The sequence below is a fragment of the Aquimarina algiphila genome, from assembly GCF_007489275.1.
In the GTDB taxonomy this organism is placed as follows: Bacteria; Bacteroidota; Bacteroidia; order Flavobacteriales; family Flavobacteriaceae; genus Aquimarina; species Aquimarina algiphila.
On record NZ_VLNR01000106.1, the window covers coordinates 1 to 14,157 of the forward strand.

Genomic DNA, 14,157 nt, shown 5'->3' on the forward strand with positions numbered 1-14,157 from the left:
GGAGAGTCGATGAGAAGAAAAAGAAAAAAATCGTAATTTTAACACTGAAATAAACACGCTTTTGGGAACTGTTTTGCTATGCTCTATTTAAACAGGAATACCCGGGTCAATTTCATAGGAATCTCCAGTAAAAAAACTCAAAACGTAAAAACAACACGACTACACGACTACACAAACCAAAAAATTGTCTTTTTTGAAAAAAACAAACTACACTAAACTACATTTTAAGGACTACCATATATCATATTATTATATATATAATTATATAATATATAGTATTTATAGGGAGTTTCAGAGGTTATAGGATTTTGTGTTTTGGAATGTAGTTATGTAGTCGTGTAGTTTTAACTTTTCAACTTTTTTTTAAAACCTTGTAGTTTGTTGCAAAATGTAGTTTTGTATCGGTTTGTTTTTTTAGAAGAAATACGCTTACAAAACAAAAGCCAATAGGATAAACTCCTATTGACTTAAAAAACACTTTAAAAGCTTCTTATTTGCCTTTAAATAGGTCAGGGGTATTTGCTATTGTTTGTTTTTTATGAGTTTCTTTTACTATTTCTACCTTGTCGAGTTTCGCATCTTTCTTGATCTCTCTTTGAAACTTGTTTTCTTGTTCATCAGATATTTTACAAACTGCATATACCTTCCTTGGACTTTTCCCGTTAATACGCTTCGCAATAGGTTTCCCATAGTTCAGTTTTTCAAAAGCCTGTGATAGCTTTTTATGATTTAATTTGAATCCAGAGAAAGCGGAGAGTGTAGAAAGGATTTCTGAAGACATTAAAAACAAGGCATTAGGTGCATCGGGTTTACAAGGCTCATATATTTTAGCTAACCATTCTTGCTCTAAAGTAGCTGTTTGAAAATGCTCATTCATTTTGTTAAGCTGTTCTATTTCTGAATCAGAGAACCAATAGGAATATCCTTTGTTGAGTAATTGCAACGCTTGTGACCATACTTTATGCATGGGGATATTATGTTTGAAATTTATTTTTTCAGTAGAAAACACCAAGTACCTGCGGTTGGAGGTATCGGTTAGAAATTGTGGATTATTAACAGAACCCATAAAAGAACATACTCTTGCTCTGGTTTTGGTTAATCTGGCAAAAGCTTTTCTGTTGGTTACAAAAGGAGCGGTTATAATTGCTTTCAGGGCATTAAAGTCTTTGAAAAAAATGTTTTCTAGTTGGTCATCGATATTTACGAACCATTTTTCAGCCAGAAGATTGACCGTGCGGTTATCAGTCATTGATGGATTGATATGCCCACAAACTGCAAAATCCTCCATTCCTGAAGAGCATAGTTTGTTGAGCCAAGTTGTTTTTCCACTTCCTTGCCCTCCAACCAGGATAAGGCAAGTTTGATTAATCCCTTTACCTAAGCAGGTCGCCACACTAGCCACTAACCATTTCTCTAGATAAGTTCTCCAAAGTTCTTTTAACTTTAATTCTTCAGCTTCTAAATCGGTAATTTCAATAGTATCAGCTAACATCCCTATGTAATCTGTGTCATCATGCTCTGGGAGTTCTTTAAAGTATCTTTTTAAAGGATGGTATGACTTGGTATATTCTGATCTTAGGATTTTGTCTAATGTCTTATCAGAACATTTTAATCCTTCCAGCTGCAAATCTATCCAGATGGTATTTAAAACCCGATCATCAAGGGTTTGAAACTGTTTGTCTTTATGCTTCTTAAATTCTAAGGTTAGGGTTAATAGGTTAAACCGTATTTGGTAGTTTTCCTGTAAATATTCCTGAATGTCTGTAATGTAATTAGTACGCCTTGATTTTGGTTTTTCTTCTGTACCTAAGTCTTCGATAGAATACTCCTCCTTTTTAATCTCTTTATGTTCTAATGCCATAAGATAAATGGTTTAAAAAATTATGTCATTGTTTCTATTCCTTGGGTTTCTTTCTGGAATCATTCATTTTATTTAAAAGCCCTTCAATTCTTTGGTTAATCCTCCTAAATAAAATAGTTTCTACTGTTGTTCGGTCCTTCTCCGGAAGCTCCTTAACATATGTTTTCATCATATCAGTAAGCATAAACCCTTTTTCATCGTTATGAAGGTCAATAGCCCAGTCTATAAGGATGTGTTTAGAATAGCTTAGAAAATATGGAAAATCTAGAATCCCATGTAAAATACAGATCGCTTCAAACTGTATGATGCGATCTGTGAGTTGTTCCCTATGCCTGTTATTGGCAATTTGTGTTTCTTTGAGCTGATCCTGTATGTTGTCAATAAGGTATTGGCTCTCATTGTAATATTCAATAAGGCTTTTAAGGATTCGATTTTGTTTTGCAATAAACCTATCACTTACATTCCCTTTATTGGCTAATTGTTGTAAGTCAGCTTGCATTGTGCTAATAGCTCTTTCAAAAGCTTTAGTTTTCTTATCGAAAGTATTATGCACAAATTAATTCTGAGTGTTGGGGGATGCCTAAATGTTTTACAATAGTCTCGACCTGTTTGGGAGTATAACAGCGGGAAAGATAGTCTCCTATTTGATTTTCTATGGGTTTGAGCCAAGTATTAAATGTTTCTGCGGTTACTCCGTATGCTAATGCTAATGTCTTTTTTGAGGATGATTTGTATGTCCCTTTCATAATGATTCGTCCTTTTGTGTTTGTTTTTTGTTTTCCTTTGATTGTTCCTTGTATTATCTTCTGCGTGTCATCTTATGCCGTATTTCAGCTTTATTGACTTTGTAGTTTTTTAAGTCATTAGCCTCACAATCCAGAAAGGAGGCAATAATGTCTAAATCTAAAGCAGGAATGTCTGCAAATTCATCTGCGCTAATGGTACAATACCGGTCAAAAGTGCGTCTGGTTTTTCCCAAAGCTTTGATGATTTCGTTTTTTAGTGTTCGATAATGGTGTACAGGAAGCGCTTCCAATCGCTCCTTGATACAATACTTGTAGTTCATATAGGTACATAGATTAAAAATTAATAAAAGTAAACTCATAAAGTTTACATCATTATCAAATTACATTCTGGGTAGGACAGAGATCGATAAGCTGTGAATATTAAGCTATTATTACGCTATAATTATATATTTATTGTTCCAATTACAAAATATAAAATATTACTATATTTGCACAAATTTGTCAATCATCAGTAATTATATTCCAAATGTAAAACAATATTGTTTACATTTTATGTCTAGATCGAGACAATATTTTCTCATTTGTAAAAATCAATATGGAACTATATAACTCTAATACTTTCCATCAAGGACATATCTTAAAAAAATATGTTACAGCGCATGGTATCAATAGAAAAGGGGGCATCAAAACACTTGCCAAAGTGTTAGGGTTAACAAGACAAGGGGTTTATGTGTTATATAATCAAGAAATTATAAAGGAACAGCATCGTGCTATCATCATCAAACATCTTGGGTTACAACCTGATTTTTTCCCAGAACCTTTGCCAATAAAAGAACAATTGGAGCAGTTAAAAGAAAAATACTTCAAGTCCCGATCGGCAAATATCGAGCTTCAAGAGCGGTTACTATCCATAGAGGAAAGAAATTTATCCCGTTTGTACATTCAAAATCTTGATCATAAAATTGTTCAACAAGATACTAGCAATATAGTAAAACTGGTTTCTCAGGATAATGCAGATAAATACGTAAACAATTTTTTGGATATCACTTTTTTAGAAAGTTTGCCTTTTATATCATTACCCTGTATGACTTCTGGATTTGCTTTTGAAGTAGAAGGCGATAGTATGAAAGCAAAAGAAATCCGTCATGGAGATTTGTTAATCTGTAATGAACTTATAGAAAACACTAAAAATATAAAAACGGATATCCCTTATGTTATTGTGCTTAAAGAGAGTGCTAAGAAAACAAATATTGTTTGTCGATATTTAAGATTAATTGGCGAAGAATATTGTCTTATTTCGGCTGACAAGAAAACACCGGATTTATGTCTATCTTCAAGCCAAGTAAAACAGGTTTGGAAAATTCTTGGGAAATATACGCCTGATGTTTCATTTTTATTTTAATTATTTCATAAGGCAAAAAAAAACAAAAAAGCGGGACAATTTTGTCTGGCTTTCTTGTTAGTAATTGTTACTTTTATATGTAAGAAATAACAACAATTGTTATCATAACATTGTTGTAGGTAAGCGTAAAAAAGTTAAAGTAACAAACTAAATCTTACTATATGGAAAATGATCCTTTTAGTGGACTTTCATGGATGACAGAAGAAATGAAAAATGAAATCCGAAAACGAGATGAAATTGTTCGTAAAGAAGATTTTGAAAGTCTATTCTCTTTAAGTAACAACTCTGATTTTTCTATAGCATTATATGAAATACTTGTAAAACGATACAATGAAAATCCAAAATCACTGAACAATAAACAACTGAATCTATTTCTATGTATGCATTTGGAGAATGCAGGTCAAGCAGATAGTATCTTGAGCTTTTTACAAGAATGGTTTCCAGAACAGAGCCTACAAATAATTAAATCCTTAAATGAAATTGGAGCTGTTAAATCTTCAAAAATAATAAAACAAGCTATTGATTTACTACCGGAAAATGGAAGTTGGTTTTATGAAAGTTCTGACGAAAATTCTGAAAAAATAATGGATAAACTTGATAGTGATTTTTCTGATTACCCTGACGGTTCTATGGTAAATTTATACAGAAAGTATGCTGAAAAACACAGAAATGAAATTTAAAAAATCTACCTACAACACGATATGTGATTATAGCTGATTAGTGATTAATTGAATGGTTCTTGTATATTTATTAGGGTGCAGTGATTTTAAAGCTGAAAAAGCAATAAAATCTGCGCAGAAGTGTCGCAGGTTTGGTAACAATTTGTTCTGCTACGACACATATATTAAACACTGACAATGTATGAATGAATTAGACTCAAAATATAAATTAGAAAGATACATTTAAGACATAGTAAGTCTTTATTATTATTTTTTAAATAGTGAATAATCTTTCAATTGTTAATTTTTATTAACTTGTAAACTTATAACCAACTTAATTTTCTTAATGGGAAAAAGCACGAAAACCATTGCCTTAATATCAGAATTATTAATACTTATAATAGGGACCATATGGTGGATTAAAACTAAAGATTATGAACCTTTAATTGTCATAATAGCTTCAATTACTGCTATAGTAGGCTCCCTTATTTATTTTAATAAATCCAGTAATAATAAAGACTCTACTCCGAATAAAGTGAAAATCAAACAGAAAGCAGGGAAAAAATCCAAGCAATATGCATCAGGAGGAGATATGACGATAAATAAAGGCAAGAAGGATTAATGAGTAAAGAAATTGAAATTAGCCAAGAAGCTGGCAATAATTCTGAACAATATTCTTCCGTTGGTTCAATGCACATTAACAAACCTGTATTGAATCTTCACAATACAAGCGTGAGGGATAAATACTCCGAATATTTACAATTAGTTGAAGAATTTGAAAAAGAAGTAAATGAAGGAAACACTTCTTTAATTGGTTTTATAGAAAAAATACAACACTATACTTCTAATATAGACACTGAAGTTATTGGTTTACATGAGAAATTACGAAGAGCTGGGTATGAAAAACAATATAAAAGGGTAAATTATCTAAAAGAAAAATATTCTAAATTATACTCAGAAAATGAACTTTCTTTAGCTACTCAAAAAATTCACGCTCATATTTTAGCTAAAATTTGGACATTGTTTTTGACCTATGTAAACCCTGCAATTGATGAAGGATATAGTAAAACCCAGATTTCGGCAATTATGAATGAACAAGTTATAAAGCCTGTTGAGGAAATTATTACCCAAAAAAATGTTCTCAACTTGGACTCAAGTGATATTGTAGGAATGATATATTTTCTAACTGGCAATTGTCATATAAATTGGGATTAAACTTATGATTATTTATCATCCACTTACAGACGTTTATCACTCTATAAATAGAGGGCTAATATTATTTAATCATTTCTCAAAGATAGAAATGGATAGGTACAGTATATATGATTATTTTTTATTATTTCCACAAGATTTAAGAAAAACCTCGCTTCCTAATGGGTTCAGAGAATTTAAAAAAATAAAGTTTCAAAACAAATATAACCTTATAAAGAACCGTAAAAATACTTTCAAAAGATTAAAAGAAATTCAAAATATAACCATTAATTCTCTAATAATGTATGGTATAGTTGATGCGAATGATTTTAAGGATAAAGGTATCCTAACTGTAAAAAACAACTCAAACTTTAATCAATCGTCATCTGAAACTGACGAAAAAGTCATTGAACTCATTAATAAATATTTCAATAATATTACTCTTAGAGAATTAAAGGAAAGAACAAAATTGACTGAATATAGATATGAGCATTCTTAAGATAAATGAATTAATAATAGTTCATGGAGACAAATATGTGTATCATGAAAAATTTCATGATAAAATCAATATTATAAGAGGAGATAATAGCACTGGTAAATCTTCATTATCAAGTTTCTTATTCTTTATTCTTGGGGGAGATTTTACAGAGTGGCTTCCTGAAGCTAAATCATGTGATTATGCCATTGCTGAACTATTTATTAATGGAGTAAAAGTTACGGTCAGAAGAAATCTTGAAAAGAATGAAAGAGGTAATAGTATGCCTAAACGACCAATGTATATTAATATTTCCCCACTAGAAGAAGCTATAAAATCGTATACTAAAGGTTGGAAAATATACCCATACTCGAAAACGGATAAACAAGATACTTTTAGTCAAGTCATTTTTAACTTACTCGATTTTCCAGAAGTATCTACGGACAACTTAGAAACAATCACTCTTAATCAAATATTAAGATTATTATACATTGACCAACTCAGTTCACTAAATGCCTTGATGAGAAATGAGGATTTTGATTCTCCTCTAGTTAGAGATGCAATTGGTAATTTATTGTTAGGAACCTATAATGATGATAAATTAAAACACGAAAAAACATTAAGAGAGCGCAAAAAGGAATTATCTAGTATAAGGTCACAAATTAGTGCTTTAGAAGATGTATTTAAAAATTCTTCTTTTGAACTGGATGCTTTAAAAATTGACAAAAAAATATCTACATTAGGAAAACAATTAGATAAAGTTAATGAAGCTTTAAAAGAACCTGAAGAACTAATTGGTAATGTTAAGGCTACAGATACAAAAAAAGAATTAGATGTTCTTTCAAAAGAATTGAAAAAGCGAAAGGTTGAATATACTGATATAGCAAGTGAGATAGAATATTTAGAAGCAGATTTCTTAGACAGTCAAGATTTTATAAAAGTATTAGAAGATAAATTAAATGACATTAATAAATCAATTATAACCCGTGAACATTTTGGAAAATTACAGCTTGAATATTGTCCATCTTGCTTACAGAAATTAAAAATACCTAAAGAAAATCATTGTAACCTTTGTGCACAAGAAGTAAGTGATTCAACGAACCTTGCCAGATTCACTAGGATGAAAATTGAGTTGGAAATGCAACTCAAAGAGTCGAATTATCTAATTAAGGAAAGGGAAAATGATTTACTAAAACTAAAAGCAGAGTATAAAATCGCTGTAAGGAATTTTAAGAATGCACAAAAAGACATTGATATATTTACTTCTCAGACAAAAAGTTCTAAAAGTAATATAATAGATAAACTTTTAGATCAAAAGAGTAAGCTAAAATATGACATAGAATTCCAAGCTAAACAACTTGAGTTAATATCCTCATATGGTGAATATAAATCAAGAGAAGGTCAATTAAAAAACCAAATAAACACACTCGAATCTGAAATAGAAAAATCTCATGCTTTGCAAAGAATAAAAGCTTCAAAGGCATATTCTCTCATAAACAAATATGCTTTAGAATTAATAAAAGCTGATGGAAAGTATGAAGAGAAATTCAAAAGTAGTACAAAAGTGACAATTAATTTTAGAGAAAATACTTTTTATTTAGATAACCGAAATAGGTTCTCAGCTAGTTCTATGGTTGTATTGAAAAATTGTGTTCGATTTGCTATTTTTTTTGCTTCAATCCAATTAGGCTTTTTTAGATACCCTAGATTCATATTATGTGACAATATGGAAGACAAGGGAATGGTTGATAAACGAAGTAAAAACTTCCAAAAGAAGGTTGTTGAAATTGCTGAATCAGAAGATTTTATAAATAAAGATTTTCAAATAATTTTCACAACTTCTAAAATAGCTAAGAAATTAAATATTCCTAAATATACAGTAGGAAAGTTTTATACGCCCGAAAATAAAAGCTTAGATTTTAGTGAGGTATCTTAAAATTGTTATATAAGTTGATTTGAACTTTTTCCAATTCGCTAAAAAATTTCTTTTCTTATGTCGTATTACAGAAAAGAAATTAAATAAATATTTAAAGATTTGTCTCTTTTAATCTTTACTTAGTAATCATTAACTCATTTTTTAGCAAAGGCTTAAATCTAATAATTTGTTAAACTATCTTGAACTCTTTTGTTAACTCCTTTACCAAAAAGCTTTTTGATCAAAAGAGTTCGATATTTGTCTTGTCAGGGTTAATTTTAAGACAAAACTACCAAAACTCTTAAATAAAAGTTAATTAAAATTTATTCAATGCATTTCTAGCAAGCTATTAACAAGGTTCGATGTTCTTTTGCATACTCTGAAATTTCTTCTAAATATTGTGTTAAAAAGTTTGAACCGTGAATGCTTGGGGTCACATCAAGCAAGAAACCACGCCATTTGGCGTGGTTCTTTATTTTATGGAAAAGCCAAACGTAGTTTGAAGCTTTGGAATAAAATAAAGAACTAGAGCGATAGCTCGTGGTTTCTTATTTGCAGTAGTGAGTGTAATGGGATCAACGCTAGTTAATCCCTCCTGGGTCAATTTTAAGACAATTTTACCAAAGCCAGACAATTTTGTCTGGCTTTCTTTTTATTATAACTTATTGATATATAGTTTGCTATTTCCATAATAGGGTTTGTCTTTAAAGTTTTAATTTTGTCTTTTTTCTTACTATACAAAATCCCTTCGGGGAATAATAATTTTTGCAACCGTTATTTCTCATTGTAGATACTTAACTTCCATGATTTATCGAGGTTAGGCTTCATCGGTCTCAGATTTGGGTGAAAGCCCTGCAATTTCATTGCAACACTTTTAGTAGTTCGAATATATATATTAGATTTAGATGGATTTTAAAATACGAAAAGGTTCTCATACAGTAAGTCGATTGACCTATCATATAGTTTGGTCTACTAAGTAATAGGTATAAAGTTCTACGTGGCGATATTCAAATACGTTATAGAGAACTTTTAATTCAAATTTGCTGAGATATTGAAAAGTGTTGTTAGTACAGACCACGTTCATATGCACATTGAATATGCTCCAAAGTTGATTGTTAGTTATATAGTAAAACAATTGAAAGGTAGGACATCAAGGAAGTTACAACAAGAATTTCTAAGCATATAAGATTGTTATTGAGGGAAGCATTTTTTGGCAAATGGCTATGGTGTTTGGAGTACAAGGAATATTACAGATAAGATGGTTAATGAATATCTAGAGTATCATCGTCGGGGTAATAATGATGATTCCAATTTAATATTGGAATAGGCTTAGAGACTTTAGTCCCTTGCGAAAACGAACCCCTGCACTTTAAGTGCAAGGTGGTTTAGTGCTAATAAATTCTTCAAAGTTTACATCGATACTCCAACTCAACTTGTTTTTAGAATTTGATTTAACTTCAGAATTATCTGCTTCCAAATGTTGCACCAATAATTTTTTAAGAATGGAGATGAAATCTATGAAGATACATATTCTTTCACTTTTATAAATTATTGGGTTATTATTCATTTTTGTTTTTTTGGAATTAATACTAAAAAAAGTACAAATAAAAAGGTATATATTATGCAATAGGTCTGAAAATAAATTAGTTATATTTTTTCAAGGGTATAGAGTTGGATGATTCAGATGTAGTTACATCAAAAATGCACATCTGATTGTGTAATATTTAAGTATCTTTGATTTAATCACTCTATTGTATTACTCAACTCTTAAAACAATTTAAAGACAATGCAGTTAGAAAGTATCAAAAAAGCCATTAGAGAATGGGGAATTTTAAGACAATCTGAAAAAGCTTCCACAGATTTTCTTGGTCAGGGTTCATTATTCCATATTGATGTCAAAAAAGTATTAAAGGTTTCACCAAGAATCGATCCGATTGTTCCTACATATGTTCATGCCTATCTTGGCGTACATGAGGGGAAGTTATTATTCTTTTTAATGAATAATATAATGGACAGCGAAAGTGAATTCAGTAAAGAAGGAGAAAGAATTGAAGATTTCATAATTGTAGAAGAAGCTAAATATATGGACCAAGATCTATTCGGTCCTTTTATTACCACTTCTCAGTCTAGATATTTTAATAGCACAGATGCCATCCCATCTAATGAAGCAATTACAAGAATCATTCACTGGTCTGTGCTTAAAGATAAATGGATCAATAGTGCTATAACAACGCCAAATGGCCTTTTTGAGGCTTTTGTTATTCCTTCTACTGATTTAGAAAAAGAAACTGAAGTTTTTGCTTTGTTTGGACTTAAGAAAAAGAAACTCTATCACTACCCCGAAGCAGAGTTGATCATATGGAATGAAACAAATGGCTTTTTATTATCTAACTCTGAAGTAGAATCTTCATTTGATGATATTGTTCGCCCTGTTCCTCCATTTGGTCAGGGGACTATTGCTCCTCAAAATTTTCATTTAATGCAGGTTTCAGAATTGTCAAGAAATGTTGCTCCATGATGTTCTTGAAATAGTTCTTTACCTATCTCCGATCACTTTGATATTTGGAATAGGACTAGGATTATATCATTACAAACATCTAACGTCAGTATATAAATTACTTATTGTTTATTTTGTTTTTGGGCTTCTGACAGATTTGATAAGTAGACTCCTTGATACTTTATATGGAAATAACCTATTGATAATACCAATATATGGATTAATAGAACTAATTATATTTTCATGGATGTATTATAGATATTTGCTAAGGGACAAACGTTCTATTTTACTCCCTTTAATAATCATTTCTTTTGTCATTATTGTTATAGATATCATTCATGTTTCTGCACAAAGCCCAGAACAATTCCAATCATACGGAATAGTAATGGGAGATATTTCCATTATTATATATACATTTCTTTTTTATGGAAATGTGCTTAATGAAAAAGAAGAAAAGACACATATATATATGTCATTAAATGCGACATTACTGTTGTTTTTTTCGGTTAACCTGTTGTTATACTTACCTATCAACTTGTTAATCAATATTAATTCGGAGGTAAAATTTTATTTCTGGGCAATTAATTTTGTCATTACGGTAATGTTTTACTCATTTCTTATCTACTTAATATGGAAAAATGGCAAGAACCCGAAACTCTCATACTTTGGTTGAGTATCTCACTACTTGTGATTACCTCTTTCGCATTGGCTATTATAGTATTTACTCGTCTTTATTTCAAAAGGATACTCAAATCAAAAGCCTTGCTTATAGAGACGAAATTAGAACATCAAAAAGTATTAACGCATATCAGTATTGAGATTTTAGAGCGAGAACGAAGCAGAATTGCTCTGGAATTACATGATGCACTGATCAATAAATTAAATGTAATACTTCTTATTTTTTCTTCACGCGATCTTGAAAAACACTTTGAAAATAGTATAGTAGAGTGTATCTCACTTACAAGACAACTATCTCATAACCTCAAGCCGCCATTTATCGAAGAATTATCCCTTTATGAATTATTGAAAAGTTTATTTTTGCCACTAAAATCATCATATCAAGTAGGGTACACCCTATTACGGTATAATACTAATATCACGCTATTATCGGAGCAAAAATTACATCTGTTAAGAGTGGTACAAGAAATCATTAATAATATCATCAAACATGCTCAGGCCACAGAAATATATTTTTATTTACGTATATCAAATACTACAACAGCATTAAAAATTAGTGATAATGGAGTCGGATTTGATACTCTCAAGATTCAAGGTTTAGGATTGCAAAACATTGAACTTCGTTTGCAAATATTAAATGGTGTGTATAAATTTAAGTCAAATCAAAAAGGTACAACTTTTATTGCCTGTGCCCCATTAACCCAAGAATAATGAGCAAACCTATTTCATTAGCAATAGTTGATGATGACAGTCTTTTAGTATCATTATTGACTTCCTTTTTTGAAAGTCATAATATGTTGGTGAGTATATGTGCTAAAAATGGGATAGAGTTTTTTAATGAACTAAAAAATATAGAATCTGTTCCGGATATTGTGGTGTTAGATCTTCGTATGAAAAAAATGGATGGTATGGAAATATTGGAATTACTAAAAAATGATTTCCCTGAAGTGAAGGTTGCTGTTATTTCTTCATATTACAGTAACTCCTCTATAGGTTTTATGCTTAAGGCAGGAGTCAACGCGTTTTTACCTAAAGGCATATTACCAGAGCAACTATTGGAAGCAATTCATGAAATAGATCAAAAGGATTTTTACTTTACCTCAGAACAAATAGAAGTACTAAGAGATCAGTTGCCTGAAAACCCTTCTGCAAAACCCCAAATTGTAAAGCATGATCAAATCTCAAAAAGAGAATTCGAAGTGTTGGACTTAATTTGTATGCAATATACTGCAAAGGAAATAGGAGAAAAACTCTTTATAACACAACGCACAGTAGAAGGACACCGAACCAACTTATTATTAAAAACGGGTGTCAAAAATACCGCGGGTTTAGTCATTTATGCGGTAAGAGAAAACTTATTTGATCCTTCAAAATTAGTACTATATTAATTTGAATAAGTATTAATACACTATCCTCTTTTTTTCTTCTGTTTAGTAAATTATAAAGACATCAAAAGTTAAAATGGTATAATTATTCAGGAGTAATCCTGAGATATTGATATTGTTATATCTCTTTATATTTTTTGCCACTTTATCTATTAATCTTTTGAAGCACGTATTTTTACCTGTTTTTCTTAATACAGTAATTCTACGTTGATTTTTATAAGAGATTCGTATCATCTTTGCTATGTATTAAGACGCTCGTCACCCTTAATAAAGAAACGTTTCACACTAATTAGACGCAGGTATAAAAAATACCTGGAAATAAATTAATAATCATTTTAAAATTTAGAATTATGAACAATGACAATTCAAGTGCAATAAAAGATACATCATTAAAGGGTGTTTCTGCAATTCCACAACTTTTCTCTTATGTTAATGACAGTATGAGTATTTTTGTAAACGGTACACCACCAACACCAGACTCAACAATAGCTGGATCTATGGTAAGTGATACTAATAAACCTGGTAGTATCGCGTTTGTAGCTACTCCGAATACTCAAAGTAGTACACAAACAATGATCACTAATATTGTTAGTAACAACAGTGCACCTTCTAATAGAGCTTTTAACTTTATGTTACCACCAAAAGCACTACAAGAAAGTAGACCTGGTCAGATTTGCTTACAAGTACTTCCTATTACTACATCTTTGTCTAATGCAGATAGTCCATTACTCCATAATGGGCAAGGAAGTGGTAACTTGATTCCAATTATTGTTGGCCCGTCATCTGTAAGTTTAGCCCAACCATTGACAACCGAAGAAATGAAGCTTGCTGGTTTTAAGGAAGATCTTGGAGTTGATTGGGGAGGATTATTAAACGGTGTAACGAAAGCTATTCCTGTAATAGCTGATACTGGATTAAAAATTTATAATGAGCTCTCTTCAAGCAGTCAAAGTGACACCAAGTCGGGTGTAAAAGTAGAAGGTATCTTTTCGAGTATAGGATCGGTTATTGATACGGCAATACCATTTGCCGCAGCATTACTTTAAATCTAATTATTAAACCCTATCGGTACAAATCCATATGTGCATGATAGGGTTTATCTTTCAAAATATAAAATCATGAATAATAAAATACAAGATCCGGCAGGGGCACACGTTTTTGGTTATAATGGGGAGTATTCTTCTTCTTTTAACTTTCAAAACATAAATACTTATAACCCTACCCGTTGTGCATTTAGAAAAAGTTGCGCAAACTGCTAAAAGGCAGTAAATTGTAGTTACGACACTATAATTCATATGCACAACTTTCAAGCAAATTACGATAAAATACTCAAGGTTTTAAAAGGATT

General features: G+C 30.8%; 16 protein-coding genes and 1 pseudogene. 12 read left to right on the forward strand and 5 right to left on the reverse strand.

Annotation, left to right across the window (positions count from 1 at the left end; genetic code table 11):
• Positions 1–490: 490 nt before the first annotated feature.
• The 4 genes from FOF46_RS28970 to FOF46_RS28985 are packed head-to-tail and all read right to left on the reverse strand — an operon-like array spanning position 491 to position 2,927.
• Positions 491–1,861: a VapE domain-containing protein gene (locus FOF46_RS28970; protein ID WP_143918943.1), complete on the reverse strand. Its 1,371-nt coding sequence runs from the start codon at positions 1,859–1,861 to the stop codon at positions 491–493.
• Positions 1,862–1,895: 34 nt separating this feature from the next.
• Positions 1,896–2,414 (reverse strand): hypothetical protein, encoded by a 519-nt coding sequence (locus FOF46_RS28975; RefSeq protein ID WP_143918944.1) that lies wholly within the window; start codon positions 2,412–2,414, stop codon positions 1,896–1,898.
• Positions 2,407–2,607 carry a DUF4248 domain-containing protein gene (locus tag FOF46_RS28980; protein ID WP_143918945.1) on the reverse strand — a complete coding sequence of 67 codons (201 nt, stop codon included), beginning with the start codon at positions 2,605–2,607 and terminating at the stop codon, positions 2,407–2,409. Before FOF46_RS28980 ends, FOF46_RS28975 begins: the two co-directional genes overlap by 8 nt.
• A 53-nt stretch (positions 2,608–2,660) precedes the next feature.
• Positions 2,661–2,927: a hypothetical protein gene (locus FOF46_RS28985; protein WP_143918946.1), complete on the reverse strand. Its 267-nt coding sequence runs from the start codon at positions 2,925–2,927 to the stop codon at positions 2,661–2,663.
• Between the two features lie 275 nt (positions 2,928–3,202).
• On the opposite strand from FOF46_RS28985, the gene FOF46_RS28990 reads away from it, so the two are divergent.
• The 7 genes and pseudogenes from FOF46_RS28990 (at position 3,203) to tnpA (ending at position 9,576) form a co-directional block, all read left to right on the forward strand.
• Complete coding sequence (locus FOF46_RS28990) at positions 3,203–4,009, forward strand: S24 family peptidase (protein WP_143918947.1); 807 nt, start codon at positions 3,203–3,205, stop codon at positions 4,007–4,009.
• Between the two features lie 161 nt (positions 4,010–4,170).
• Positions 4,171–4,689 (forward strand): DMP19 family protein, encoded by a 519-nt coding sequence (locus FOF46_RS28995; RefSeq protein ID WP_143918948.1) that lies wholly within the window; start codon positions 4,171–4,173, stop codon positions 4,687–4,689.
• A gap of 325 nt (positions 4,690–5,014) precedes the next feature.
• Positions 5,015–5,290, forward strand: coding sequence for a hypothetical protein (locus FOF46_RS29000; RefSeq protein ID WP_143918949.1), 276 nt, complete (start codon positions 5,015–5,017; stop codon positions 5,288–5,290).
• On the forward strand, positions 5,290–5,883 hold the full coding sequence (locus FOF46_RS29005) for an ABC-three component system protein (RefSeq protein ID WP_143918950.1): 594 nt from the start codon (positions 5,290–5,292) through the stop codon (positions 5,881–5,883). The genes FOF46_RS29000 and FOF46_RS29005 overlap by 1 nt, the downstream gene beginning before the upstream one ends.
• 4 nt (positions 5,884–5,887) lie before the next feature.
• The gene (locus tag FOF46_RS29010; protein WP_143918951.1) at positions 5,888–6,358 is read left to right on the forward strand and encodes an ABC-three component system middle component 5; all 471 of its coding nucleotides are present in this window, start codon (positions 5,888–5,890) and stop codon (positions 6,356–6,358) included.
• On the forward strand, positions 6,345–8,270 hold the full coding sequence (locus tag FOF46_RS29015; protein WP_143918952.1) for a coiled-coil domain-containing protein: 1,926 nt from the start codon (positions 6,345–6,347) through the stop codon (positions 8,268–8,270). Before FOF46_RS29010 ends, FOF46_RS29015 begins: the two co-directional genes overlap by 14 nt.
• Positions 8,271–9,154: 884 nt before the next feature.
• A pseudogene (tnpA, locus tag FOF46_RS29020) lies at positions 9,155–9,576 on the forward strand (IS200/IS605 family transposase).
• Between the two features lie 42 nt (positions 9,577–9,618).
• Here the strand turns inward: tnpA and FOF46_RS31865 are convergent.
• Positions 9,619–9,816, reverse strand: a complete 198-nt coding sequence (locus tag FOF46_RS31865; protein WP_109438778.1) for a hypothetical protein — start codon at positions 9,814–9,816, stop codon at positions 9,619–9,621.
• A 219-nt stretch (positions 9,817–10,035) separates the two neighbouring features.
• Here FOF46_RS31865 and FOF46_RS29025 point away from each other — a divergent pair, with 219 nt between their 5' ends.
• The 5 genes from FOF46_RS29025 to FOF46_RS31870 all read left to right on the forward strand — a co-directional run bounded on the left by FOF46_RS29025 (position 10,036) and on the right by FOF46_RS31870 (position 14,068).
• The gene (locus FOF46_RS29025) at positions 10,036–10,767 is read left to right on the forward strand and encodes a hypothetical protein (protein ID WP_143918953.1); all 732 of its coding nucleotides are present in this window, start codon (positions 10,036–10,038) and stop codon (positions 10,765–10,767) included.
• Between the two features lie 609 nt (positions 10,768–11,376).
• On the forward strand, positions 11,377–12,135 hold the full coding sequence (locus tag FOF46_RS29030) for a sensor histidine kinase (protein WP_109438775.1): 759 nt from the start codon (positions 11,377–11,379) through the stop codon (positions 12,133–12,135).
• On the forward strand, positions 12,135–12,812 hold the full coding sequence (locus tag FOF46_RS29035) for a response regulator transcription factor (protein ID WP_143918954.1): 678 nt from the start codon (positions 12,135–12,137) through the stop codon (positions 12,810–12,812). The genes FOF46_RS29030 and FOF46_RS29035 overlap by 1 nt, the downstream gene beginning before the upstream one ends.
• A 347-nt stretch (positions 12,813–13,159) precedes the next feature.
• Positions 13,160–13,855, forward strand: a complete 696-nt coding sequence (locus FOF46_RS29040; protein ID WP_109438773.1) for a hypothetical protein — start codon at positions 13,160–13,162, stop codon at positions 13,853–13,855.
• 72 nt (positions 13,856–13,927) lie between these two features.
• Positions 13,928–14,068, forward strand: coding sequence for a hypothetical protein (locus FOF46_RS31870; RefSeq protein ID WP_167571992.1), 141 nt, complete (start codon positions 13,928–13,930; stop codon positions 14,066–14,068).
• The last annotated feature ends 89 nt before the right edge of the window (positions 14,069–14,157 follow it).

Excerpts from the sequence above, each read along its gene's own strand:
- FOF46_RS28970 (WP_143918943.1), bottom strand. The coding sequence starts at position 1,861 with ATGGCATTAGAACATAAAGAGATTAAAAAGGAGGAGTATTCTATCGAA.
- FOF46_RS28980 (WP_143918945.1), bottom strand. The coding sequence starts at position 2,607 with ATGAAAGGGACATACAAATCATCCTCAAAAAAGACATTAGCATTAGCA.
- FOF46_RS28985 (WP_143918946.1), bottom strand. The coding sequence starts at position 2,927 with ATGAACTACAAGTATTGTATCAAGGAGCGATTGGAAGCGCTTCCTGTA.
- FOF46_RS28990 (WP_143918947.1), top strand. The coding sequence starts at position 3,203 with ATGGAACTATATAACTCTAATACTTTCCATCAAGGACATATCTTAAAA.
- FOF46_RS28995 (WP_143918948.1), top strand. The coding sequence starts at position 4,171 with ATGGAAAATGATCCTTTTAGTGGACTTTCATGGATGACAGAAGAAATG.
- FOF46_RS29000 (WP_143918949.1), top strand. The coding sequence starts at position 5,015 with ATGGGAAAAAGCACGAAAACCATTGCCTTAATATCAGAATTATTAATA.
- FOF46_RS29005 (WP_143918950.1), top strand. The coding sequence starts at position 5,290 with ATGAGTAAAGAAATTGAAATTAGCCAAGAAGCTGGCAATAATTCTGAA.
- FOF46_RS29010 (WP_143918951.1), top strand. The coding sequence starts at position 5,888 with ATGATTATTTATCATCCACTTACAGACGTTTATCACTCTATAAATAGA.
- FOF46_RS29015 (WP_143918952.1), top strand. The coding sequence starts at position 6,345 with ATGAGCATTCTTAAGATAAATGAATTAATAATAGTTCATGGAGACAAA.
- FOF46_RS31865 (WP_109438778.1), bottom strand. The coding sequence starts at position 9,816 with ATGAATAATAACCCAATAATTTATAAAAGTGAAAGAATATGTATCTTC.
- FOF46_RS29025 (WP_143918953.1), top strand. The coding sequence starts at position 10,036 with ATGCAGTTAGAAAGTATCAAAAAAGCCATTAGAGAATGGGGAATTTTA.
- FOF46_RS29030 (WP_109438775.1), top strand. The coding sequence starts at position 11,377 with ATGGAAAAATGGCAAGAACCCGAAACTCTCATACTTTGGTTGAGTATC.
- FOF46_RS29035 (WP_143918954.1), top strand. The coding sequence starts at position 12,135 with ATGAGCAAACCTATTTCATTAGCAATAGTTGATGATGACAGTCTTTTA.
- FOF46_RS29040 (WP_109438773.1), top strand. The coding sequence starts at position 13,160 with ATGAACAATGACAATTCAAGTGCAATAAAAGATACATCATTAAAGGGT.
- FOF46_RS31870 (WP_167571992.1), top strand. The coding sequence starts at position 13,928 with ATGAATAATAAAATACAAGATCCGGCAGGGGCACACGTTTTTGGTTAT.